19 protein-coding genes and 3 pseudogenes are annotated in these 21,389 nt (G+C 59.1%); 7 read left to right on the forward strand and 15 right to left on the reverse strand.

Going from position 1 to position 21,389, the window contains the following annotated elements; translation table 11 throughout:
* Window positions 1–43 precede the first annotated feature (43 nt).
* The 8 genes from O3W47_RS02695 to O3W47_RS02730 form a co-directional block, all read right to left on the reverse strand.
* Window positions 44–544, reverse strand: a complete 501-nt coding sequence (locus tag O3W47_RS02695) for a YciE/YciF ferroxidase family protein (RefSeq protein ID WP_080820182.1) — start codon at window positions 542–544, stop codon at window positions 44–46.
* A gap of 42 nt (window positions 545–586) precedes the next feature.
* Window positions 587–2,731 carry a catalase C gene (gene catE / locus O3W47_RS02700; RefSeq protein ID WP_269312893.1) on the reverse strand — a complete coding sequence of 715 codons (2,145 nt, stop codon included), beginning with the start codon at window positions 2,729–2,731 and terminating at the stop codon, window positions 587–589.
* Between the two features lie 67 nt (window positions 2,732–2,798).
* On the reverse strand, window positions 2,799–3,407 hold the full coding sequence (locus O3W47_RS02705) for a general stress protein (protein WP_080820180.1): 609 nt from the start codon (window positions 3,405–3,407) through the stop codon (window positions 2,799–2,801).
* 27 nt (window positions 3,408–3,434) lie between these two features.
* Window positions 3,435–3,752 (reverse strand): PepSY domain-containing protein, encoded by a 318-nt coding sequence (locus O3W47_RS02710; RefSeq protein WP_080820179.1) that lies wholly within the window; start codon window positions 3,750–3,752, stop codon window positions 3,435–3,437.
* A 285-nt stretch (window positions 3,753–4,037) separates the two neighbouring features.
* A complete protein-coding gene (locus O3W47_RS02715) occupies window positions 4,038–4,655 on the reverse strand; it encodes a flavodoxin family protein (RefSeq protein WP_269312894.1) in 618 nt (205 codons plus the stop codon).
* 87 nt (window positions 4,656–4,742) lie between these two features.
* Complete coding sequence (locus O3W47_RS02720; protein WP_135398157.1) at window positions 4,743–5,150, reverse strand: low affinity iron permease family protein; 408 nt, start codon at window positions 5,148–5,150, stop codon at window positions 4,743–4,745.
* 1,022 nt (window positions 5,151–6,172) lie between these two features.
* Window positions 6,173–7,033 (reverse strand): class I SAM-dependent methyltransferase, encoded by an 861-nt coding sequence (locus tag O3W47_RS02725; protein WP_269312895.1) that lies wholly within the window; start codon window positions 7,031–7,033, stop codon window positions 6,173–6,175.
* A gap of 38 nt (window positions 7,034–7,071) precedes the next feature.
* Entirely contained in the window at window positions 7,072–7,719 is a 648-nt protein-coding gene (locus O3W47_RS02730) for a TetR/AcrR family transcriptional regulator (RefSeq protein ID WP_170985990.1), read from the reverse strand.
* A gap of 219 nt (window positions 7,720–7,938) precedes the next feature.
* On the opposite strand from O3W47_RS02730, the gene O3W47_RS02735 reads away from it, so the two are divergent.
* Both O3W47_RS02735 and O3W47_RS02740 read left to right on the forward strand, forming a co-directional pair.
* Window positions 7,939–8,832: an NAD(P)/FAD-dependent oxidoreductase gene (locus tag O3W47_RS02735; RefSeq protein ID WP_137454443.1), complete on the forward strand. Its 894-nt coding sequence runs from the start codon at window positions 7,939–7,941 to the stop codon at window positions 8,830–8,832.
* Window positions 8,833–8,851: 19 nt separating this feature from the next.
* A pseudogene (locus O3W47_RS02740) lies at window positions 8,852–9,003 on the forward strand (isoprenylcysteine carboxylmethyltransferase family protein); the annotation flags it as partial.
* A gap of 178 nt (window positions 9,004–9,181) precedes the next feature.
* Here O3W47_RS02740 and O3W47_RS02745 read toward each other — a convergent pair.
* The 3 genes and pseudogenes from O3W47_RS02745 to O3W47_RS02755 all read right to left on the reverse strand — a co-directional run bounded on the left by O3W47_RS02745 (window position 9,182) and on the right by O3W47_RS02755 (window position 14,521).
* On the reverse strand, window positions 9,182–9,994 hold the full coding sequence (locus O3W47_RS02745; RefSeq protein ID WP_269312896.1) for an oxidoreductase: 813 nt from the start codon (window positions 9,992–9,994) through the stop codon (window positions 9,182–9,184).
* A 306-nt stretch (window positions 9,995–10,300) separates the two neighbouring features.
* On the reverse strand, window positions 10,301–13,414 hold the full coding sequence (locus O3W47_RS02750) for an efflux RND transporter permease subunit (protein WP_269312897.1): 3,114 nt from the start codon (window positions 13,412–13,414) through the stop codon (window positions 10,301–10,303).
* Window positions 13,414–14,521: pseudogene (locus O3W47_RS02755) on the reverse strand (efflux RND transporter periplasmic adaptor subunit). The gene O3W47_RS02750 and the pseudogene O3W47_RS02755 overlap by 1 nt, the downstream one beginning before the upstream one ends.
* 98 nt (window positions 14,522–14,619) lie before the next feature.
* Here O3W47_RS02755 and O3W47_RS02760 point away from each other — a divergent pair.
* The 4 genes from O3W47_RS02760 to O3W47_RS02775 all read left to right on the forward strand — a co-directional run bounded on the left by O3W47_RS02760 (window position 14,620) and on the right by O3W47_RS02775 (window position 17,983).
* Window positions 14,620–15,207: a TetR/AcrR family transcriptional regulator gene (locus O3W47_RS02760; protein WP_174032031.1), complete on the forward strand. Its 588-nt coding sequence runs from the start codon at window positions 14,620–14,622 to the stop codon at window positions 15,205–15,207.
* A 167-nt stretch (window positions 15,208–15,374) separates the two neighbouring features.
* A complete protein-coding gene (gene fabF, locus O3W47_RS02765) occupies window positions 15,375–16,670 on the forward strand; it encodes a beta-ketoacyl-ACP synthase II (RefSeq protein WP_269312898.1) in 1,296 nt (431 codons plus the stop codon).
* 51 nt (window positions 16,671–16,721) lie between these two features.
* Window positions 16,722–17,729: a cell division protein FtsZ gene (ftsZ, locus tag O3W47_RS02770; protein WP_269312899.1), complete on the forward strand. Its 1,008-nt coding sequence runs from the start codon at window positions 16,722–16,724 to the stop codon at window positions 17,727–17,729.
* 65 nt (window positions 17,730–17,794) lie between these two features.
* A complete protein-coding gene (locus O3W47_RS02775; protein WP_135398143.1) occupies window positions 17,795–17,983 on the forward strand; it encodes a hypothetical protein in 189 nt (62 codons plus the stop codon).
* Window positions 17,984–17,992: 9 nt separating this feature from the next.
* On the opposite strand, the pseudogene O3W47_RS02780 reads toward O3W47_RS02775, so the two are convergent.
* The 4 genes and pseudogenes from O3W47_RS02780 to O3W47_RS02795 all read right to left on the reverse strand — a co-directional run.
* Window positions 17,993–18,172, reverse strand: a pseudogene (locus O3W47_RS02780) (IS66 family transposase); the annotation flags it as partial.
* A gap of 228 nt (window positions 18,173–18,400) precedes the next feature.
* Complete coding sequence (locus tag O3W47_RS02785) at window positions 18,401–19,051, reverse strand: Vgb family protein (protein WP_080820159.1); 651 nt, start codon at window positions 19,049–19,051, stop codon at window positions 18,401–18,403.
* A gap of 9 nt (window positions 19,052–19,060) precedes the next feature.
* Window positions 19,061–20,281, reverse strand: coding sequence for an HTH domain-containing protein (locus O3W47_RS02790; protein ID WP_135398141.1), 1,221 nt, complete (start codon window positions 20,279–20,281; stop codon window positions 19,061–19,063).
* Window positions 20,282–20,338: 57 nt separating this feature from the next.
* On the reverse strand, window positions 20,339–20,569 hold the full coding sequence (locus O3W47_RS02795) for a hypothetical protein (protein WP_170985991.1): 231 nt from the start codon (window positions 20,567–20,569) through the stop codon (window positions 20,339–20,341).
* Between the two features lie 108 nt (window positions 20,570–20,677).
* On the opposite strand from O3W47_RS02795, the gene O3W47_RS02800 reads away from it, so the two are divergent.
* On the forward strand, window positions 20,678–21,370 hold the full coding sequence (locus O3W47_RS02800) for a DUF899 domain-containing protein (RefSeq protein WP_135398137.1): 693 nt from the start codon (window positions 20,678–20,680) through the stop codon (window positions 21,368–21,370).
* Window positions 21,371–21,389: the final 19 nt, after the last annotated feature.

Here is a 21,389-nt window from a genome sequence, read left to right on the forward strand (position 1 = left end):
ATTGAACGTGCCGCCGGTATCAGCGGCACGTCCGCGTGACGGCTCACGCCGCCCTGGATTTGGCCTTCACGTTTGCGCGTGCCTGGGCAAGCGAAGAGAGAGCCGTATCCGTCGCGCTTTCTTCGCCCAGCGTCTGCTCGAACAGTTTGGCCGCTTCCTTCATGCCGAGTTCGACCGCCCATGTCTTCAAGGTGCCATAACGGGTGATCTCGTAGTGCTCCACGGCCTGCGCCGAAGAAATCAGCCCGGCATCGAGCGCGGGTGAGCCCTTGAACTCCTCCATGATTTCCTCGCCTTCCGAGATAATGCCCTGGATCGCCTCGCAGGTCTTGCCGCGTGCCGGCTTGCCGAGCAACTCGAAGACATTCTGCAATCGCTCCACATGGACCTCGGTCTCGTCCCTGTGCTTTTCGAATGCCGCCTTCAAATCCGCTGACTGCGCAGCCCGCGCCATTTTGGGAAGCGCCTTCAGAATCTGCCGTTCCGCGAAATAAATATCCTTCACCGTATCGAGGAAAAGGTCTTCCAATGTCTTCTCAGCCATTTTTAGTCTCCTGTTGCTTGTTGGTGAGTGGGAGTGGATGTTTCATTGCTTATCGACGGGGACGGAGGCCTTGCCGAGCTTGAGCGACGGTTCGCGCGCCCAGACTCGAAGTTTGCCGAGCTCTGACACGAAGGCAGCCAGTCCCCCTTCACCCGGTAATGGCAGCATGCCTTCATCCATGACATCGGCAATTCCCGCTTTTTCCAGCAACGGCAGCGCCGACTGGTCGTAGCCAATGAACTTGCAGTGCTGGAACGCGTCGGCGACGAAATCCCTGGCAGTTGCTTCCTTGATCAACTCATCGATGGCCGCCGCCGATGTCAGCAGCGCCACGGCATCGAAAAGCACCGAAGGCCCGCCATCAATCATGTGATGTGCCTCGACGAAGGTGCCGTCCGACGCCGTTACCCCGCCGACCTTGGGCGCGATAAACTCGAAGACAGCTTTTTCTGCCTCGACCGCTTTGGTCAGCCCCTTCAGCAGCTTGGCGTCCACGCCGTCGGTAATGAGAATGCCGAGCTTGCGACCCTCGAACCGTTTGGGACCCCGTTGAACGATGCTGAGCGCCGGCGACGGCTCCAGATCCTGACGGGTTGGCATGGCGGCGTCTGCCGGTTTCGGCATGGTCTGAAAGCCGAGCTTCTGCGCCACCGTTGCCGCAAGCGTTTCGTCGATATTGAGAAGATGCGAAACCATCCTCTCACGAATGACGGGAGTTTCCACCTTGCTGAGTTCGAAGGTGAGCGCCGATGCGATATGGCGCTGCTCGGGTGGCGTCTGGCTGACGTAGAACTGGCGTGCCTGGCTGTAGTGATCGGCGAAACTTTCCGGCCGCAACCTTGCCTTGGCACCCTGCTCCTCGGCCGGGAAATGCTGGAAACCACGCGTCGGTGATTCCCTTGGCCCCTCCCCGAAGGAATTGGGCTGATAATTCGCCCGTCCGGTCGGATTGCGCATCGCCATATGGCCGTCCTGCTGGAAATGCGCGAAAGGACACTTGGGCGCATTGATGGGCAGATGCGTGAAATTCGGCCCGCCGAGACGCTTCAGCTGCGTATCGAGATAGGAAAAATTCCTGCCCTGCAGCAGCGGATCATTGCTGAAATCGATGCCGGGCGGAACGTTCTGCGTCATGAACGCCACCTGTTCGGTCTCGGCAAAGAAATTGTCCGGCATACGGTCGAGGACAAGCCGGCCGACCGGTTTGGGCGCCAATATCTCCTCGGGGATGATCTTGGTGGGGTCGAGAACATCGAAATCGAAGCTGTCGGCGAAATCCTGATCGAAAAGCTGAACCTGCAGCTCCCATTCCGGAAAATTGCCAGACTGGATCGCAGTCCAGAGATCGCGCCGGTGAAAATCGGGATCGGCACCGTTGATCTTGACCGCTTCGTTCCACGCCACCGACTGCAATCCGAGCTTCGGCTTCCAGTGAAACTTCACGAAGGTCGATTGCCCCTTCGCGTTGATGAAGCGAAAGGTGTGCACCCCAAAACCTTCCATGAACCGGAAGGAGCGCGGAATGGTCCTGTCGGACATGATCCACATCACCATGTTCATGCTTTCAGGCGTAAGGCTAATGAAATCCCAGAAGGTGTCATGCGCGGTTTGCGCCTGCGGAAAGGCGCGATCAGGCTCCTGCTTGGCGGCATGGATGAGATCCGGAAACTTGATCGCGTCCTGAATGAAGAATACCGGGATATTGTTGCCGACGAGATCCCAGTTACCCTCCCTGGTATAGAGCTTCACGGCGAAACCGCGCACATCCCGCGCGAGGTCGGCCGACCCCTTGTTGCCGGCGACGGTCGAGAACCGCACGAAGGCCGGGGTCTTTTCACCCGCCCGCTGAAACAGATCGGCGCTGGTGTGGGCGGCAAGGGATTCATAGGTCTCGAAGTAGCCATGCGCACCATAACCGCGGGCGTGAACCACGCGCTCGGGGATTCTTTCGTGATCGAAATGGAAAATCTTCTCGCGAAAATGGAAATCATCCACGACAAGCGGCCCGCGAGGACCAACCCGAAGGGAATTCTGGTCGTCCGCCACCGGCCCACCCTGGGCGGTCGTCAGCACGGGCTCGTCCCCGGCGGCAGTCTGGTGCAGTTCGCCGCCCGGCCCCCGAACAAGCTTCTGGTCGTGAACGGTGGCGGTGGCGGATGAAGAGGTGGAATCTGGTTTTCTGGCCATGTTAGCTCCTGCAAGGCGTTGACCAGGGGCATGACAGAACCATGCCCCCGGATTGACGGTGACCTCGTCAAATCGCCGAGCGGCGGTACCGGTTCCGCTCCTGTTCAACGTCTTCCGGCGCATAGGGTCTCGACGCCTCGTCGAAGCCCGTCCAGCCCTGCTCGCGATAGGCTGCGCGGCGTTCCGCAGGGTCTACCCAGCCTTGCCGCTTGAGCACGGCCTCCGCCTCCGGCACCAGATTATCTTCCACGCGGGCGGTTACCAGCGTACCGCCCCTGCGCACCCCTTCAGCGTAAAGATTGGCATCCTCTTCGGAAACGCCCGAGCGGGTCATGGCTCCGATAAGCCCGCCGGCAGCGCCACCCGCGACAGCGCCGCCCGCTGCCCCGACTGCCGTTGCGGCAAGCCAGCCCGCTGCAACCACCGGCCCAACGCCCGGGATCGCCATCAATCCAAGCCCCGTCAGCAGACCGCCGGCGCCACCCACAAGCGCGCCGATGCCGGCGCCTGTGCCGGCGCCCTCCGCTGCGTTGGAATCTGAATCCTCTCCATGCCGCCTGTCGGCATTGCTGCCCACGATGCTGATATCGCTTGACGGCACGCCCGCTCTTTCCAGTTCCGAGACGGCGGCGCTTGCATCATCATAGTCGTCGAAAAGTCCGGTTACGGTTCTCATGTCACTTCTCCCAAAATCCTGCGCGCCTCACTTGGCGACGACGTTGCCCTGATAATCGAGCGCTATGGCCACGGTCTTGCCGCCCTTCATGCCCGATGCCATCCACACACCCTTGTCGTCTTTCGTCAGGTTCTTGACCTGCGTGTAACCGGCATCTTCCATCCTCTGTTTGGCTTGCGCTTCGGTGAAGCTGTTGGCTCCCTCCACCGGAGCCGTGGGATTATTGGCGCCCGGTGTCGCGACAGCCGGCGTATCGCCACCGGGATTGGCGGTTGGCGTCTGCTGGGCGAAAGCCGACAGCGCACCGCCGCCCAAGAGCAACGCAACGAAAACAGTTTTCTTCATTTGGATTTTTCCTCCGCTAGGATCATGGATTGCGAGCCTCCCTTTCGGGAGTTTTCCTCCGAGAGACGGGAAACCCATCTCGGGCCGGCATGAACGCCTCTCGAACAAACCGACATGCAGAGAGTTCCGAAAATAATTATCGGCAGGGGAGAATGCCGCCTCACCCGATGAGCGCCTTGCCCGCGTCGCCGGACGGGCATGGCCCAAAACTGGCAGCAGTCGTTTTTATACGACGCCCTTCCCGGCCAGGAGTGAGGAAAATCCGGCAGGCCGGCACTGATGATCTCAGGCCCCGTCGCCCGGATATTGGCTGTTCTTCAGGAGCAGAGCCAGATGCACGGTGTTGCGCACAAGCATGCTCACCATGGTTTTAACGGCATCAGGCGTTTCATCGAGATCGACGAAATTCTTCGAACCCATTGCCTCCCCTACCCAGTAGGCAACGGCATTCGCAGGAATAGTGAAGCCGACATCATTCAGGGCCTGGAAAAGTTCCGCCGAAACATGGTGGGCGCCGTCCTCATTCCCCACGACCGCCGCCGCGGCGACCTTGCCATAGGACACCATACGGCCCTGTTCGTCGGTTTCGTCCAGAAATGCATCCATGCGCTCCAGCGCTCTTTTGCACACGCTCGAAGGCTGTCCGAGCCATATCGGCGTTCCAAACACAAGAATGTCGGCTGCGACGATCTTTTGACGGATGGCCGGCCAGGCGTCCCCCTCGCCTTCATCGGACGTTACGCCGGCCTTGATGTCATGATCGGCAAGCCTGACCGTCTCGATTTGCACATCATGATCGCCGAGCTCCCGAAGGATCAACGCCAGCAGTCTTTCAGTCGACGACGGCTCCGTCGAAGCGGAAGACTTGAGTGTCGCATTCAATGCGAGGACCTTGAGAGACATGATAGCTCCTTCTGTCAGCGGCCTTTGCCGCATGTTGGTTTTGGTGGCCATATCCCGCCGAGAGGGGCCGCCGCCAAACCGTCTGACCTAACGCCGGGAAAGCAACCGCGCCATGGCGTGATGCGGAGGCGGCTTTTCGCCTTCAGGTCCGTTTTCCTTTTCCAGCCGGGCACGAATCTCCTCGATTTCTTCTTCCGTGAGATGCTCGATCCCGATAAAATCCGCGCGTGCCTGCTCAACAGCCCTCAAAAGCTCGTCCAGCTTTGCTTCCATCGCTGCGGAATCCCGGTTTTGCGAGTTCTGCACGAGGAAAATCATGAGGAAGGTGACAATGGTCGTGCCCGTATTGATGACCAGTTGCCAGACCTCCGAAAAGCCAAACAGCGGCCCGCTTACTCCCCACACGATGATCGTGCCGAGCGCGACGACAAACGCAGTTGGTGAGCCGGAAAAAGACGCGGTACGGCTGGCAAAAAGTGTGAAGAACCTGTTCATAGCGTACTGCACCTGACGGCTGACACCGATGCTGAGGCAAACGCACCTGTCCTATCGCCCAAGAGCGGCGGTTCGGTAACGTGCGCTGCGTTTGGATGGCACTAACAAAGGAAAAAGCAGATGGTTCCGAGGTTAAAGGCCGACGGAAACGAGTAGCCTCCAACGTTGCCTGTGCATTCGGACAAAGCAGGACTAATTCGCTTGACGCTTGTCGTTCCCTCGCAACAGTCGGGTATGGAGAATTTGTTAGGATCACGATTTAGGTGAATTTACTTGTGGCCGCCTTGGGATGCGAACCATCGACCGGAGTTCCCGAACTGGATAGTAGTTTTGGATAGCACAGTGTGCTGTGGAGCGGTGGCGAACTGTGCGAGCCGTCAAAGACTTCGGCCTCCCGTTGGGAGGCCGAAGTCTTGACAGTCTTGTAGTAATCTGGCTGCGGGGGCTTGAGTGCGCGGAGACTTGTAAATTGGTAAACATCGATCCCTAGGCTGTAACAACAATCTTGGGATGACAAGCCGTCCATTCACCAATCCATGTTGGCTTCAACGAAACGTTCAGCGTGTTCCTATTTACCATGACAACCTCGCTGTGTTTTAGTCTTCGTGGTAGGGAAACCAAGATATTTTAAGTATCCGCCGTTCAGGCATTATGCCTCTTGCTTAGTGTTTCTGCCCTTTTTCTCCTGGGCTCCTGTGCGAGGCTAAGCCAAGCGACCTTGAAAGTCGTAAAGCCGGCGCACGGCGCTCTCCAACAGACAATTCTGGTCGTAACGACACGTGAACTCGACAAGCCTTCCGGCGCTGTACGCCGTGTGGTTCCGGCTCAAGCCTCCAAAGCAAGAGAGCTACCGCGAAACGATTGTCGATGAGTCGCGATTCACCAGGGCCTTGGCCGCCGAATAGGGCACCTGCTGTGCACGGAAACGGCATAATCATATCGGCCATGCCTACTGGAATACGTTGAGTCCGAACATGGCCGCCTTCTTGTCGGGCTCTCAGACCCGCCGACTGTTAATCCCGTCACCTTGTCGGGTTGTGCGCGGTGACGATCCACGCTGCGCCATCGATAATCACTGACCGCTCACCGGGGCACCCCGCGAAGACGGCACGAACCGCAGCCGAGGCGCGGGCGCGGATATCGTCGGGCTGATCAGCGAGCGCGCGCGCCAGCGGGCCGACCTCGAGTGTCATCTTCACCGCGTCATCGAGCGCTGCGTCTCGCGTCTCCCCCTTGCCGAACGGGATGGAGGCATTGAATGGCGCGATAGCAACATCCGTGAAACTGGCCGCCGTTAGAATACGCTCCACACGCTCCGGGTCGCCAAACGAGAACGGGCCAGGGGCTTCCGGACTGGGCGGCGTCATCGACGGGAGGATGCCCTTAATCGCGCCCATCGGCAAACGTACCCAATCGTTCTCGGCGATGTCGCGCCAACAGACAAAAGCAACTCGCGCTCCCGGCGCGAGCGCGTGGCGCATATGGGTAAACGCCGCTGTAGGATCGTCAAAGAACATCACTCCAAACCGCGAGAACAGGATGTCGAAGGCACCCTTGGGAAATTCGGTGCTGCTGGCGTCAGCCACTTGGAACAGGACCGGTGTATCCTGCGCCAGCAGGCGCGCTCTATCGATCAGCGGTTCGGATATGTCCACGCCCAGCACATGGCCCTCCGCGCCGACGCAAGCGGCCAGATCTCGGCTGGACGCCCCCGCGCCGCAGCCGACGTCCAGCACGCGTTCACCCTTAGCGGGCGCGGCGGCTTTGATCGCAGCCTGGCCAAATGGCGCCATCATGGTATCGAGCCGGGCCTGGTAGGCGCCCCAGCGCTCCCCGCTTTGTCCTTTCCAGTCGGCAATCTGATCGGCATTTTGTTCTGCCATGTCCACATCCTTCCTTTTCCGATCCGTTCTCAACCAGGCTATGCGCCCACGTGGTCGTTGCCACCGTGCGCGGCCATGAACATGGCGACGGCCGACCGGCAATAGGATTCGATTTCGTTGTCGTCCTCTGCTCTCGCCTCATCGAAGCGTGCGATAATCAGGAGATCAGAGCCTTTGAAAAGCGCGGCAAACAGGCGGGCAGACTGGACAGGATCAGGCACATTCAGAAGCGCCTTCGCATGCAATTGACGCAGCAGGGCCTCGATTTGGGCGATCATATGGGCGGGACCGGCTTCGTAATGGATCTTGCTCAACGACTTTTGACTTGTGACATCGGCCGTGACCATGGCTTCGACACTGCGAACGTCCGGGCGCAACAGCGTGCAAAGCAGGGATGATCCCACCGCCATGAGCTGATCTTCGGCCGAACCGTCGACGCCTTCAAAAAGGACCTGCGGCATTAACTGATGGCAGCGGGCCGCAAATGCTGCACCAAACAGCGCCTCCTTGTTCTCGAAGTGACGATAGATGCTGAGTTTGGATATCTTCGCCCGCTGAGCGACCTTGTCCAAGGTCGTCGCTTGAAAACCCAGTTCGGCAAAGAGTTCCCCTGCGGTGTCGACGATTGTTTGGCCAAGTGTTTCGTTGGCAGGCCGGCCGCGCCGGCTCTGACTATTTTTAGTCACGATAATTACAGTCCTTGACAGTATCGTTATTCGTGAATTAAGATACCATGCAGTTTCATAAATAAGCAAGCCAAAGAATCAGTCGAAAAACACGAGGTTGCCATGCAACGACGAACACTGCTGAAGCTGGCAGCGCTTTCCACCATCAGCGTTCCTCGTGCTCAGGCCACCGCCAGCCCCAGCCTGCCCCCCTCCATCCACAACAAGGAACCCATCACCATGAATGATGTCATCATCATCGGCGGCAGCTTTGCCGGCCTCTCCGCTGCCCTGCAGCTCGGCCGTGCCCGCCGCAAGGTCACCGTTCTTGATACCGGCCTGCCGCGCAATCGCTTCGCAGGCCGTTCCCACGGAGTGCTCGGCCACGATCACAAGCCACCATCGGACATCCTGACCGAGGCGCGGCAGCAACTGGCGCGTTATCCCGCGATCAATTTGGTCAACGCTCGGGCCGACAGCATCTCCGGTACCATCGACAATTTCTCCGTCCTCACTGGCGATGGCGAAAGCCTCAGCGCGCGCCGCCTGATCCTGAGTTATGGCGTTGTCGACCAGATGCCTGTTGTTCCAGGCTTTGCCGAAAGCTGGGGTACATCCGTCATCCCATGCCCCTATTGCGACGGCTTTGAAGTCGCCGGCCAGCATTGGGGCCTCGTGTGGTCGGGTCCGCAGTCGATGAATCAGGTGAGGCTTTTTCACGATTGGACCGATAGTTTGACGGTCTTTGCCGATGGTCACGACATCGCACCCGACATCCGGGCCGATCTGTCGGGCCGAAAGGTACCTCTCGTTGATGGCCGGATCACCGAGATCGTCCGTCATGGGGACCACAATGCCACTATCAAGCTCGATATCGGCCCCGATGTCGCAGTCGACATCCTGTTCGCGCATCCGCGCAACAAGCCGTCCGCAAGCCTTCATGAAGCACTGGACCTCGCCACGGTCAATACGCCAACCGGCATCGCCCTCAAGACCGACGAGCGTCGCGAAACCAGCATGCCCGGCATCTATGCCGCCGGCGACCTCGCTAACCCCGGAATCCCCTCTGTCACCACCGCAACATGGCAAGGCGCGATGGCGGGTATCTTTGCCCAGCAGTCGATGTTGGTTTAAGCACAGATTGGAAGATGAGATGACTATGGAACCGGCTAGCGCGGGTGCGCGCTTCCCTCCGCCACTTGTCTATCTGGCAGCACTGCTGTCGGCGCTGGCGGCAGAGCGTTTCGTCGTACGCTGCGCTCGTTCGACATCGACTGGCGGCTGCCAGTTGTGAACGCTGCTTTAGACCCATGTCGGTCCGAGCGCGCGCAAACATATTCTCGCCAGTGCGACCGACCGCTGCAGTGAATGTGGCGGTCGGCGCGACTATGGCACCCGGTCAGTCATGACGATAGATGACATGAAGTTTCCGAATGCCGCATGCCTAACTTTGCGGGTTTTAGGGCGCAAGCTCCGCGAATGCTTACGATCGGGAGAGCCCAAACGTCTTCCTGATGCCGCTATCCAATGCCTTGGCTGGAACAAACCGTTTCAGGCGGCTCAGAAGCGTAGCCTGTTTTCCAACCGGCCTGCGCATTTTGTGAGGACCTGTGATTGCTGCCATGATTTCGGCAGCGACAATCTGAGGGCTGCTTGCTGTCTTAATGGCTGAAAGAACGGCCTCATTGGATTTGGCAAATTGGGGAGCGTAGTCGTCAATACGCGCCTCCGTCTGCTTCGCATTGACATCGAGACTTGTCCTCGTGAACGTCGGCTCGACCAGGACAGAGCGAATGTTGAATTGCCGAACTTCGTGGTCAAGCGTTTCAGACAGTCCCTCCAGGGCATGCTTGCTACTGGCATAGAGGCCCATGTACGGTGCGGGGAGGAAGCCGAGGACCGAGCTGACATTGACGATCAGGCCGGAATTCTGCTGCCGCATCGCGGGCAATACCGCTCGCATCATGCGCAGTGGGCCAAAGAGATTGGTTTCAAAAAGGGCCTTCGCCTCATCGTCCGACGTGCTTTCGACCGGCCCGACAAGAGAGACGCCTGCATTGTTCACCACGACATCAATCCGGCCTGAACGGGACAGAACCCAATCGACGAATTGCCTCACCGACTCGTCATTGTCCACATCGAGACGTCCGTACTCGACACCGGGAACCGGTCCACTTTTGTCCGGATTGCGCGATCCTGCAAACACCTTGAACCCATTCTGTGACAGCAACCCCACGGTCGCCTGCCCTATGCCGGAGGATGCTCCGGTCACCACAACAATCTTGTCTGTCGACATCTACGCTCTCCAAAATTAGCGTTGGATTAGAAATCAATATAGATTTCATATGTAATCTATAATTCCGTTAGATTGCAAGTGTAATAAAACGCGTTTGCATAAATTGAGGAGACGGGTGGTCAACCCACACGACACTTGGGATGAGGCGCCTCGACGCGCGAAACATCGATCGAGTTAATGCGGCGGTTCTCGGCGGGACGAAGACATGGCTTCCGAAAGGGCCCTGGGCACGCAAAACACACGGCCACATCTCACCAAGCAGTATGATCCCTCCGCAGCAGATGATGCTGCGGAGGGACGGGTTGGCTATTCCGCAGCAAGCGAATGCTGAGCTGTTTCCGTATTCGCGTGCTCCGTCGAATCCATGTCTGCCTTGGGTGGCTTGATGCGGAACCATGCAGCATAGAGTGCCGGCAGGAAGAGCAGGATGATGAGCGTGCCCACCGCCGTTCCGCCGATAAGCGTGTAGGCCATCGAACCCCAGAAAACCGAATGGGTCAGGGGAATGAAGGCAAGGACCGCGGCAAGCGCCGTCAGGATGACGGGCCTTGTTCGCTGCACCGTGGCTTCGATAACGGCATGGTAGTCGTCCAGACCCGCAGCCTTGTTTTCCTTGATCTGCTCGGTGAGGATCAACGTGTTGCGCATGAGGATGCCTGCCAGGCCGATGAGACCCAGGATCGCGTTAAACCCGAAAGGCTGGTTGAACAGGATCAGGGTCGGCACGACGCCTGCAAGACCGAGCGGTGCCGTCAGCATCACCATCGTCATCGTCGACAGGCTGCGGACCTGAAGGATGATGACGATCAGGGTCGCTGCGATCATCAGTGGGAAGACCTTCACCAGGGCAGTATTCGCCTTGAGTGATTCCTCTATATTGCCGCCCATCTCGATCGTGTAGCCAGCAGGCAGAGATGCAATGAGTGGCTGGAGAGCGGTCATCACTTGCTGCGAAACCTCCGGCGGTTGTGTCGCCTCGTTAATGTCGGACCGGACCGTCACCACAGGCGTTCTGTCACGACGCTTGAGGATCGGCTCTTCGAAGCGCACCTCCGTGTGACCGATCTGATCGAGCGGGATCGCACGACCGTCTCTCGTCACGAGCGAGAAGTCGGCGAGCCTTGCAGGATCGAGGCGGATTTCACCGGCGCTTCTGGCCACGACGGGAACGTTTCGGATGTTCTCACGGACTTGCGTGACGGGAACACCACTTAGCAGGAGCTGTATCTGCTGGGCAGCCTCGGCGGACGACATGCCGATGAGGTTCAGGCGATCCTGATCGGGAACGAACCGGACAACAGGTGTGCGGTTACCCCAGTCACGGTTGGCATTTCTGACGTCAGGTACCGAGCTCATGAGAGCAAGTGCCTGTTCGGAGATTTTGTACAGCTCTTCGGCGTCCGGTCCTTTGATCCGAAACTCGACGGGGAATGGCGTGTAGGGGCCAAAGACGAGTTGCGTCACACGGACGAATGCCTCGGGCGCCAGCCCTTGCGCAACGGCTTCCCGCAGACGCAGTTTCAGCACCTCACGCTCATGGGCGTCGGATGTCAGCACAACGATCTTTGCAAAGGCAGGATCGGGCAGTTCGGGGGCCATGGCGAAGAAGAAGCGGGGCGCACCCTGGCCGATGTAACTGGTCGCGATCTTCGCTTCGGGCTGCTGCTTCAACCAGGCCTCAAGCTTCTTGACCGTGGCTGTCGTCGTTTCGATGCTCGTGCCTTCAGGCAAGCGGACTTCGACAAGAACCTCAGGGCGGTCCGATGTGGGGAAGAACTGCTGCTTCACCGCACCCATCCCGACGACCGAGAGCGCCATGACGACGCCGACAATGGCGCAGGTCAGGAATTTGTGCTTGACGGTGAATTCGATCGCACCGCGCAGGCGTCTGTAGTTCGGCGTATCGTAAATCGCATGATGGCCGCCTGCCACCGGCTTGATATCGGGCAAAAGCTTTACGCCGAGATAGGGCGTAAAGATCACCGCCACGAACCAGGAAACGATCAGCGCGAAACCGACGATCCAGAAGATATTGCCCGCATATTCACCGGCTGCAGAGGCGGCAAAACCGACCGGCATCAGGCCAATAATGGTCACAAGCGTGCCCGACAGCATCGGTGCGGCAGTGTGGCTCCAGGCATAGGCAGCCGCCTTGATGCGGTCCATGCCCTCTTCCATCTTCACGACCATCACCTCGATGGCGATGATGGCGTCATCGACAAGCAGGCCAAGTGCCAGGATCAATGCACCGAGCGTGATGCGGTCGAAGAAGCGCCCCGTCTCGAGCATGATGATGAAGACAACAGCGAGCGTCAGCGGAACGGCCAGAGCCACGACGATGCCCACCCGCCAGCCGAGCGCAATGAGGCTGACGAAGAGCACCACGCCGAGGGCCATGGCGAACTTCACCATGAATTCACCCACCGCCGCGTCAATGTTGACGGCCTGATCGCTGACCTTGGTCAGCGTTATGCCAAGGGGTAACGACTGTGCGATCCGGCTGGAGCGCTCCTCGAGAGCCTTGCCAAGCTCCAGACCATTCCAGCCCTGTTGCATGACAACACCGAGCATGATGGCCGGCTCGCCGTCATGACGGATGACATAGCTTGCCGGCTCCTGATAACCCCGGCGTACCTCAGCAATGTCGGAAAGCTTCAACGCGCGGCCGGAAGCGACGATGGGCGTATCAGCGATAGACTGAACACTGTCATAGGCACCATCGAGACGAATGAACACCTGCGGACCCTGCGTATCTATTGAGCCAGCGGGCGTAACGGTATTGCGCCGTTGAAGGGCTGCGGCAATGTCCTGAGAAGATATGCCGAGCGTGGCGAGCTTCTCATAGGAGAACTCTACGAATATCTGCTCCGGCTGTTCGCCGAGAATATTGATTTTCTTGACGCCGGGAACATGAAGCATGTCCTGCCTGATTTTTTCGGCCTCCCGGACGAGATCGCGCATTGGCATGCCCTGCGCCTTGAGAGCGTAAAGGCCGAAGCTGACGTCGGAATATTCGTCGTTCACGAACGGTCCCAGAACACCCTGCGGCAGGTTTCTGGCTTCATCGCCGAGCTTCTTGCGCGCCTGATAAAATTCTTCAGCGACGGCGCTTGGTGGCGTATTGTCCTTGAGCGTGACGGTAAGATAGGCAAAGCCGGGGCGCGTCGTTGTCTCGACCCGGTCGTACCAGGCCAATTCCTGAATGCGCTTCTCCAGCGGCTCGGCAACGAGATCCTGCATCTCGCGCGCGGTTGCGCCCGGCCAGACGGTCGTGACCGTCAATGTCTTGATGGTAAAGGAGGGGTCTTCAGCGCGTCCCAGCTTGACGAAGGCATAGACGCCGGCAAGCGACAGAAGGACGATGAAGAACAGCGTGACGGCGCGTTCGCGAACCGCAAGGGCGGACAGATTGAGGTTCATCAGTTTGCCGCCTCTTTTGTCCCAACGTTGGTGCGAACTTGCGCTCCGTCCTTCAGAAGATGTGCGCCAAGCGCAACGACCTCTTCTCCCGGCTTGACGTTAGTGACGACCACATTCTCTTCGCTCACCCGCTCCACGTTCACATCACGAAACTTCACGAGGGACGATTGCTGATCGATCACCCAGACGCCTGTCCGCGTCCCGTCATCCAACAGGGCGCCTATCGGCAATTCCGCATGATTCTGCGCATCTCTGTTCTCGATTTCGATGGTGACGGTCGCGCCCAGAGGCGCATTTGCAGCCCCCTTCAAGCACCCAGCGCGTTTCATAAGTGCGGGTCTGCTGATCGGCAGAATCGGAGATCTGGCGCAGCTTGGCCTTTTCGGCATTGTTTCTGCCATAGACGGATGCGGAAGCCTGAGCTCCAATGTCAGGACGCATGGTTTCGGGAAGCCAGACAATCGCTTCGCGCGGACCAGACTTCGCGAGCCGCACAACCGGCTGCCCGGCGGTTACCACCTGGCCCGGTTCACCGAGCGTCTCGACAATGGTTCCATCTGCATCGGCAACAAGAACCGTATATTGGGCCTCGTTTTCGGCAACATTCGCCTCAGCCTGAGCGGCGGCCAACTGTGCCGTCGCCGTATCCAGCAGGGCCTTCGATCGTTCATATTGCTGCGTCGAGGCAGCAGAAGTCTTCACCAGCACGGCAAAGCGTTTCTCATCGGCTTTCGCTTGAACAAACGTCGCCTGTGCTGCGATGACAGCGTTTCGCTTGGCCGTCAGAGCAAGGCGAAGATCGGTCTCGTCAAGCCTCATCAATGGCTGGCCAGCGCTTACCTGCTGCCCGACGTCGACAAAGCGTTCAACGATCTTGCCGGGAACGCGAAAGCCGAGATTGCTCTGGACCCGGGCACCAACGGTTCCGGTAAAGCTGCTGCTCGAATTGCCAGGGAGCCTGGCCGTCGCGAGATTGACCAATGGCGCCAAGGTCCGTGGATCGGCAGCCTTTGCCTCAGGTGCCTGCACCGGAAGCAGCAGTGCGGCGGCTCCGCCTGCGGCCAGCGCCAGCACTGCTGCTGCAGTGACAACAAGTTTCCGTTTCATTTCATCGTCCCTTCTTGACGGCCTATCCAAAAATATTAGATTGCATCTTAACTCTAAAAGACATATAGATGTCAAATGAAATCTAATTGGAGGTCCACATGAGAGTGAGCCGCGTACAGGCAGAAGAAAACCGGGAGAGGGTGATCAACGTCGCCAGCCGGTTGTTTCGAGAGCATGGTTTCGACGGGATCGGCCTGAAAGACCTAATGAAGGGTGCAGGACTCACCCAAGGTGGATTCTACAAGCAGTTCGCATCGAAGGATGATCTTGCGGCGCTTGCGTCGCGGCGTGCTCTCGAGAGCGCCACGAGGAGGTGGTCTGATGCCGCAGCAGACACATCAGATCCCCTGGAGTCGATTATCAGGATCTACCTCTCCAAAGACCATAGTGGCGAAAAGGCAGAAGGGTGCCCGCTTGTTGCTCTCGGCTCCGATGCTGCGCGTCAAACTGCCGAAGTTCGGCGCCCGTTTGAGGATGGTATCCGGGCGCATTTCCAGGTGCTCGAAGAACTCATCGGAGAGGGTGACGATAGGGCTCGAAGCGGAAAGGCCATGGCAATATTGTCGATGATGATCGGTGCGGTGACGCTGTCCAGGATCATCGAGGATGAACTGCTGTCGACGAGCGTACTCGATGCGGCAGCGAGCGAGGTCCGGCGCATTGCTGGCCGCGATGGCAGCGACTAACGGACAGTTTTTGGATATTCGTCGCCGATAGCTAGCACAGCTCAGCCGAATCCGCACGCCTATCAGAAGAGAATAGCGCGAACCGCATGTCCCAAGTTCACGACCAGTCATTCGGTCGGACGCCGAAGGCGTGCCAAATTTTTGATCGTAAACAGGTGGAAATGCAAATGCGTCGTGTCGTTGTAACAGGAATGGGAGCCGTCAGCCCCCTTGGTGCAAATGTCGATATCTCCTGGTCGCGCCTTCTTGCAGGCAAAAGCGGAATCCGTCGGCTGGGTGACGACATCGTCGGGGATTTGCCTTCAAAAATCGGAGGCGTTGTCCCTTCACTGGCTGAAGATCCTGAAGGAGGATTTGATCCTGACAGGACCCTGTCCTCGAAGGATCAACGTAAGGTCGACCGTTTCATCATCTTTGCGCTGGCGGCGGCGGAAGAGGCTCTCGCGCAGGCGAACTGGAAGCCAGCTTCCGAAGAAGAAAAACTGAGAACGGCGACAATCATCGCATCGGGCATCGGTGGCTTTCCCGCGATAACGGAGGCGGTGCGCACCGTCGACCAACGCGGCGTCCGCCGCCTTTCGCCATTCACCATTCCATCCTTTCTTGTCAATCTCGCCGCCGGCCAAGTCTCTATCCGGCATGGCTTTAGAGGCCCGCTGGGAGCGCCGGTGACGGCATGCGCCGCCGGCGTTCAGGCGATTGGCGATGCAGCACGACTGATCAGATCCAATGAAGCCGACATTGCGGTTTGTGGTGGAACCGAGGCCTGTATGAACATTGTCAGCCTTGGTGGTTTCGCAGCGGCAAGATCACTATCGACAGGCTTTAACGAGACCCCGGCCAAAGCGTCACGTCCCTTCGACACCGCGCGCGACGGCTTCGTGATGGGCGAAGGTGCAGGCATCCTCGTCATTGAAGCGTTGAGCCACGCCCTTGCTCGTGGTGCGACGCCGATAGCAGAACTCGTTGGATATGGAACGACCGCCGACGCCCATCATATTACCTCCGGGCCGGAAGATGGAAGCGGCGCCCGCAGGGCAATGCAAATCGCCATCGCGCAGGCGGGTATCGCGCCGCACGAAATCGGCCATCTGAACGCACATGCGACATCGACCCCGGTTGGAGATCTCGGAGAGCTCAGAGCAATCAAGAGCCTGTTCGGCCAAAGGAAGTCGATCGCGGTCAGTGGGACGAAGTCGGCGACGGGGCACCTGCTGGGGGCCGCCGGCGGCCTTGAGGCTATTTTCACGATCCTGGCGCTCCAGCACCAGATCGCGCCCCCGACCTTGAATCTCAGTTCACCGGACCCTGAGGCCAATGGCATAGACTTTGTCGCAAACAATGCCCGACCCCTCAATGTTGAATATGCAATATCCAATGGCTTCGGCTTCGGTGGCGTCAATGCCAGCGCAGTGTTTCGACGCTGGCCGAGGAGAGGCAATCGTACGCCATTAGCTGACTAAACCTCGTGCGTGGTCCCCTTTGAACATAGTCTCCACCAGGACGCTCCCACCATGCAACCAACGACTGTCGTTTCGCCGCCCAGCATAACGCTCCTCAAGCCAAGGATTGCCGTCATCGGCGTCGGCGGTGGCGGCGGCAATGCTGTCAACAACATGATCATGCACGATCTCGAGGGCGCGGAGTTTATCGTTGCGAACACCGATGCCCAGGCTTTGTCCATGTCAAAAGCGCCACGCCTTATCCAGCTTGGCCCGACCGTCACGGAGGGACTTGGCGCCGGATCATTGACCGATATTGGACAGGCGGCAGCCGAAGAGTCGATTGACGAGATCATGGATCACCTCCACGGAACCCATATGTGTTTCGTGACGGCGGGCATGGGGGGTGGAACGGGAACAGGTGCCGCACCCGTTATCGCCCATGCTGCGCGCAAGGCAAGCATACTGACGGTCGGCGTCGTCACCATGCCCTTCACATTCGAAGGTACCCAGCGAATGCGAACAGCGCGGCAGGGAATCGAGCGTCTCGGCGAATGCGCGGACACGGTGATCGTCATCCCCAATCAGAACCTCTTCCGGGTTGCCGATGCGAAGACGACCTTCGCGGATGCCTTCGAAATGGCAGATCATGTGCTGCATGCCGGGGTCAGTTCCGTCATCGATCTGATCCTCAAGGAAGGATTGATCAATCTCGACTTCGCCGATGTAAGGTCAGTCATGCGTGACATGGGTCGAGCGGTCATGGGCACGGGCGAGGCAACAGGAGACGCCCGCGCCCGACATGCCGCCGAGGCAGCGATTGCCAATCCGCTGTTCGATGAAGCGTCCGTCAGGGGAGCGAAAGGCCTTCTCGTCTCGATCTCCGGCGGACCGGACATGACCCTTTTTGATGTCGACGAAGCTGCAACACGTGTTCGCGAGGAAGTCGATGACGACGCCAATATCGTCGTTGGCGCGACATTCAATGATGCGCTTGAAGGGCGGCTGAGAGTCTCCGTTGTCGCCACCGGATTGAGACGACCGGCAGAGGTGATCCACCTTTCGGAGCGAATGGCGTGATGCTCGCTCATACTGTGGGGCCAGCAAGCGCCGATTTGTAAAATGGATGGCCATGGAGATTTGAAATGTTGAAGCGTTTTCGAGAAAAATGGCGATCGTGGGAAGATGCCATCCTGGGTATCGACGATCAGCAGGGAGACTACCTCATCGCGCTGGAAAAACGGCTGGATCGGCTGGAGACCGAAGTGGCTGGATTAAAGGCACAGCCCCGCGAAGAGGTAGTGTGGGAGGACGGTGCCGAAAACAAGGGGTGATGGCTGTAGCCGCTCAACGATGTTGCTGTCGAGCTCGATGCGGCCGTCGGTGAGAAAGCGCTCGAAGATGGAGCAACGCGAGGCGACATAACGTATCGCCTCAGCGAGCTTCGACTTGCCGGAGATCCGCGGCAGGGTTGCAACAGGTCCAAGAGCTCCTTCGACTGAGGATTCTGACGGCTCCCGACGCGCTTCTGCCACCTGAAACCTGCCATTTGATCGGCACCACGAAACGGCAGAGCCGCCGCGAGAGCGGACTGTCGGCGACCCGGAACGGCAGTGCATGTAGTTGTTCTGAGCTGGCAACCTCGTTCGGGCTGACGCTGCAAAGCGACAACCACTTTCTCGCAGGCCGACGGTCACCGCCGAGAGGGCCATCGAATAAAGATCGCACAAACCGGCGAACTGCTTCTTGTTTCACATTGCGGTTTCAGATCGCTTTGGCCTGCGTATTGCGCGAACTTTGGGGCTATCGCCAGCGCCGCAGAAGAACCGATCGCGTCCGTCGGATTCAAGCCCCGAAACTGCCATTTCCGCCGGCATATCCAACCGCTCCAGCACTTCACCGGTTGAAGGATCGATGCGGCGGACATCGCTTTGGTCGTTCTCCCACGTACCGTGCCAGAGCTCGCCGTCGACCCACGTGACCCCGGTAACGAAGCGATCGGTTTCGATCGTTCGTAGCACCTTTCCCGTCTCGGGATCGATTTGATGGATTTTGCGGCCCCGATGTTGCCCGACCCAGAGCGAACCTTCAGCCCAGGCAAGGCCGGAATCGCCTCCATTGCCGGGGGCGGGAATCGTGGCGAGCACCTCGCCGGTCTGTGGATCGACCTTCCGAATCACCGCTTCAGCAATCTGGAACAGGTACTCGCCGTCGAATGCCGTGCCGGCATCCGCGGCAATATTGAGCGAGGTCAGCACGTCTCCGCTGTCGGGATCAAACGCCTCCAGTTTTGCGCCTGTCGCCATCCAGACGCGGCGGCCGTCAAAGCTGACCCCATGGACGTGATCCACTCCGGGAAAAGGGCCATATTCACGGATAATTTCGGCGGCTGTGTGTTTCATGCCCTCATCCTAGCCTGAAATGCCGATGGCGGGGAGTAACAAGCTTGTCGGAAAACCCGGAACGCTCGTCGCAATCCAGCGACGGGCGCGTGCGTGGCCGAACCACTCCACCTTATCATTTTTCTCAAGGGTATCGAGCGCCCGCTGCACCGTGCGCGGGCTGACATCGAGCGCGAGCGCCAGCGCGGAGCTGGACCAGGCCTCGCCATCGGCGAGAAGCGCCAGCACGTCGCTATGCTTTTCTTCGACGGGCGGCGCAAGCACCGCGACCGCGCCGCCGTCATGTGACTCCAATACGAACCCCTGCTCGGTGGCGCGTATCTGCGCCAAGGGCCTGATTGCCTCGCGCAGACGCCCGATCTCAACCCGCAGCCGAGCGCGGTGCGATTCATCTGCTTCCCGTGCACGAAAGGCGCGGACAAGAAGCTCCTCCCGCGTGACATCTTCCGGCCAAGCCTCACCGAGCACGCGCATGAGCGCGAACAGGACCGGACGATTCGCGAGAAAAACGATGGCTTTATTGACACGCACGACGTTCCGGCACACATCGATGACAAGCGCCCCCGATGCAATGAGCGCCTCCACCTCATCGAGCCGAAGAAGCCGTTCTCCATTACGCGCGACCAGCCGCGCGGCAGGCGCTTCGAAGGCCCGTACGGCTCTATTGACTTCGGCTTTCAATGCAGCATTGCCAACCACCTCCGCGGCGTTTTCTGCGCGATCGAGCGCATCACGAGCCGGCTTCGCGCGTATGCGGCGCATCGCGATGCCCGCGACCACCAACTCGTAGCCTACCCGCGATGTCATAGGCAACGCACCAGCATCCATGCCGTCCAGAACCCGCTTGGCCTCGTCGAGACGGCCGATCAACAGCAAGCGCCTTGCTTCGATATAGCCGGCATGCGCGGCGTTCGCGAAGTCTCCGAATGCCTCCAGCGTTGTCCGGGCGGCGGCGAGCCCCTCCATGGGACGGCCAAGGTCACGCAAGACCAACGCGATCTCTGCCTCCGCAACGTTGCATCGCGCACGGGCCATGGGCTCCCGCTTGCCGAAAGCGCGCGCCGCGTTTCCCAGCAGTTCCTTCGCGCGTGCAAGGTCGCCGAGCTGCGCCATGGCAATGCCACGCAGGGCGAGCGCCGGGGCATCGGCGCGTAAGGCGATGCGCTTGAGCGCTGCAAGCGGATCACCCGCCGCAAGCGCCCGCGCCGCGAAGGTAATCAGAGAGTCCATTCAAATCCCGTCACACTTGTTACTCACACTCTCCCGCCATTCGGACATAGATTCTTGTCAGGTTAAGCGTCGCAGGAAGTATTGTCGAACCTCAATTGGGAATTCAGAAATGGCAATGTCCAAACCAACGAGAAAACGCTCTTCGGACACGCTGCTATCAGGCGATGTCACAGGCTGGCTCGTTCTTGCAGCTTCGCCGACCTTCGCGTCGATGGCCTGGATTTCGGCGAACGACATGCAGGCGAGAATCTGCGCGTCCCCGTCCGGCGCGCTGCCGATCAGCGACATGGCCTTCATGTACCTGCTGATGACCCTCTTTCACCTGCCGCCCTGGCTGAAGCTCGCTTCCGCTTACTGGCGGCAATGTCCATCCCCAAAAACCCGAGGAGACTGACAATGAACCACAAAATCGTTTCAACCAAAGACTGGCTCGCCGCCCGGCGGGAGTTTCTGAAAGCGGAGAAAGAGCTTACTCGACACCGTGACGAGGTCGCCCAAAAGCGGCTGGCGCTGCCATGGGTGCAGATCGAAAAGGAATATGTGTTCGATACGCTCGATGGCCCACGAACGCTTGCCGATCTTTTCGATGGCCGATCGCAGCTTCTGGTGCAGCACTTCATGTTCGCGCCGGGATGGAAGGAGGGTTGCCCGAGCTGCTCTTTTATGGCCGATCATACCGATGGCATGAACAATCATCTTTCGCATCACGACGTTACCATGATCGCCATATCACGTGCACCGCTCGCCGACCTCGAGCGCTACCGTAAACGGATGGGCTGGCGCTTCAAATGGGTGTCGTCCTTCGGAAATGACTTCAATCACGATTTCCGTGTCAGCTTCACACCCGACGAGGTCGCCTCCGGCAAGATCGACTACAATTTCGGAGAGTGGCCGGAACTTGGCGAGGAGTGGCCGGGCATCAGCGCCTTCTACAAGGACGACGCCGGGCAGGTCTTCCGCACCTACTCCACCTATGGGCGCGGCGTCGAGGCGATGATGGGTACCTATCAGCTACTCGATCTCGCCCCGAAGGGACGCAACGAAGGCGAAGGAATGGACTGGGTCCGCCGCCACGATCGGTACGAATAGCAGTCCTTACGTTTACCTA

Origin of the sequence: Agrobacterium sp. LMR679 (assembly GCF_027157905.1) — a bacterium.
In the GTDB taxonomy this organism is placed as follows: Bacteria; Pseudomonadota; Alphaproteobacteria; order Rhizobiales; family Rhizobiaceae; genus Agrobacterium; species Agrobacterium leguminum.

Coding starts and splice junctions, on each gene's coding strand:
- O3W47_RS02785 (WP_080820159.1), bottom strand. CDS start 19,051: ATGAAACACACAGCCGCCGAAATTATCCGTGAATATGGCCCTTTTCCC.
- O3W47_RS02720 (WP_135398157.1), bottom strand. CDS start 5,150: ATGAACAGGTTCTTCACACTTTTTGCCAGCCGTACCGCGTCTTTTTCC.
- O3W47_RS02725 (WP_269312895.1), bottom strand. CDS start 7,033: ATGGCAGAACAAAATGCCGATCAGATTGCCGACTGGAAAGGACAAAGC.
- O3W47_RS02705 (WP_080820180.1), bottom strand. CDS start 3,407: ATGAGAACCGTAACCGGACTTTTCGACGACTATGATGATGCAAGCGCC.
- O3W47_RS02710 (WP_080820179.1), bottom strand. CDS start 3,752: ATGAAGAAAACTGTTTTCGTTGCGTTGCTCTTGGGCGGCGGTGCGCTG.
- O3W47_RS02760 (WP_174032031.1), top strand. CDS start 14,620: ATGAGAGTGAGCCGCGTACAGGCAGAAGAAAACCGGGAGAGGGTGATC.
- O3W47_RS02750 (WP_269312897.1), bottom strand. CDS start 13,414: ATGAACCTCAATCTGTCCGCCCTTGCGGTTCGCGAACGCGCCGTCACG.
- fabF (WP_269312898.1), top strand. CDS start 15,375: ATGCGTCGTGTCGTTGTAACAGGAATGGGAGCCGTCAGCCCCCTTGGT.
- catE (WP_269312893.1), bottom strand. CDS start 2,731: ATGGCCAGAAAACCAGATTCCACCTCTTCATCCGCCACCGCCACCGTT.
- O3W47_RS02745 (WP_269312896.1), bottom strand. CDS start 9,994: ATGTCGACAGACAAGATTGTTGTGGTGACCGGAGCATCCTCCGGCATA.
- O3W47_RS02790 (WP_135398141.1), bottom strand. CDS start 20,281: ATGGACTCTCTGATTACCTTCGCGGCGCGGGCGCTTGCGGCGGGTGAT.
- O3W47_RS02715 (WP_269312894.1), bottom strand. CDS start 4,655: ATGTCTCTCAAGGTCCTCGCATTGAATGCGACACTCAAGTCTTCCGCT.
- O3W47_RS02775 (WP_135398143.1), top strand. CDS start 17,795: ATGTTGAAGCGTTTTCGAGAAAAATGGCGATCGTGGGAAGATGCCATC.
- ftsZ (WP_269312899.1), top strand. CDS start 16,722: ATGCAACCAACGACTGTCGTTTCGCCGCCCAGCATAACGCTCCTCAAG.
- O3W47_RS02735 (WP_137454443.1), top strand. CDS start 7,939: ATGAATGATGTCATCATCATCGGCGGCAGCTTTGCCGGCCTCTCCGCT.
- O3W47_RS02795 (WP_170985991.1), bottom strand. CDS start 20,569: ATGTCGCTGATCGGCAGCGCGCCGGACGGGGACGCGCAGATTCTCGCC.
- O3W47_RS02695 (WP_080820182.1), bottom strand. CDS start 544: ATGGCTGAGAAGACATTGGAAGACCTTTTCCTCGATACGGTGAAGGAT.
- O3W47_RS02800 (WP_135398137.1), top strand. CDS start 20,678: ATGAACCACAAAATCGTTTCAACCAAAGACTGGCTCGCCGCCCGGCGG.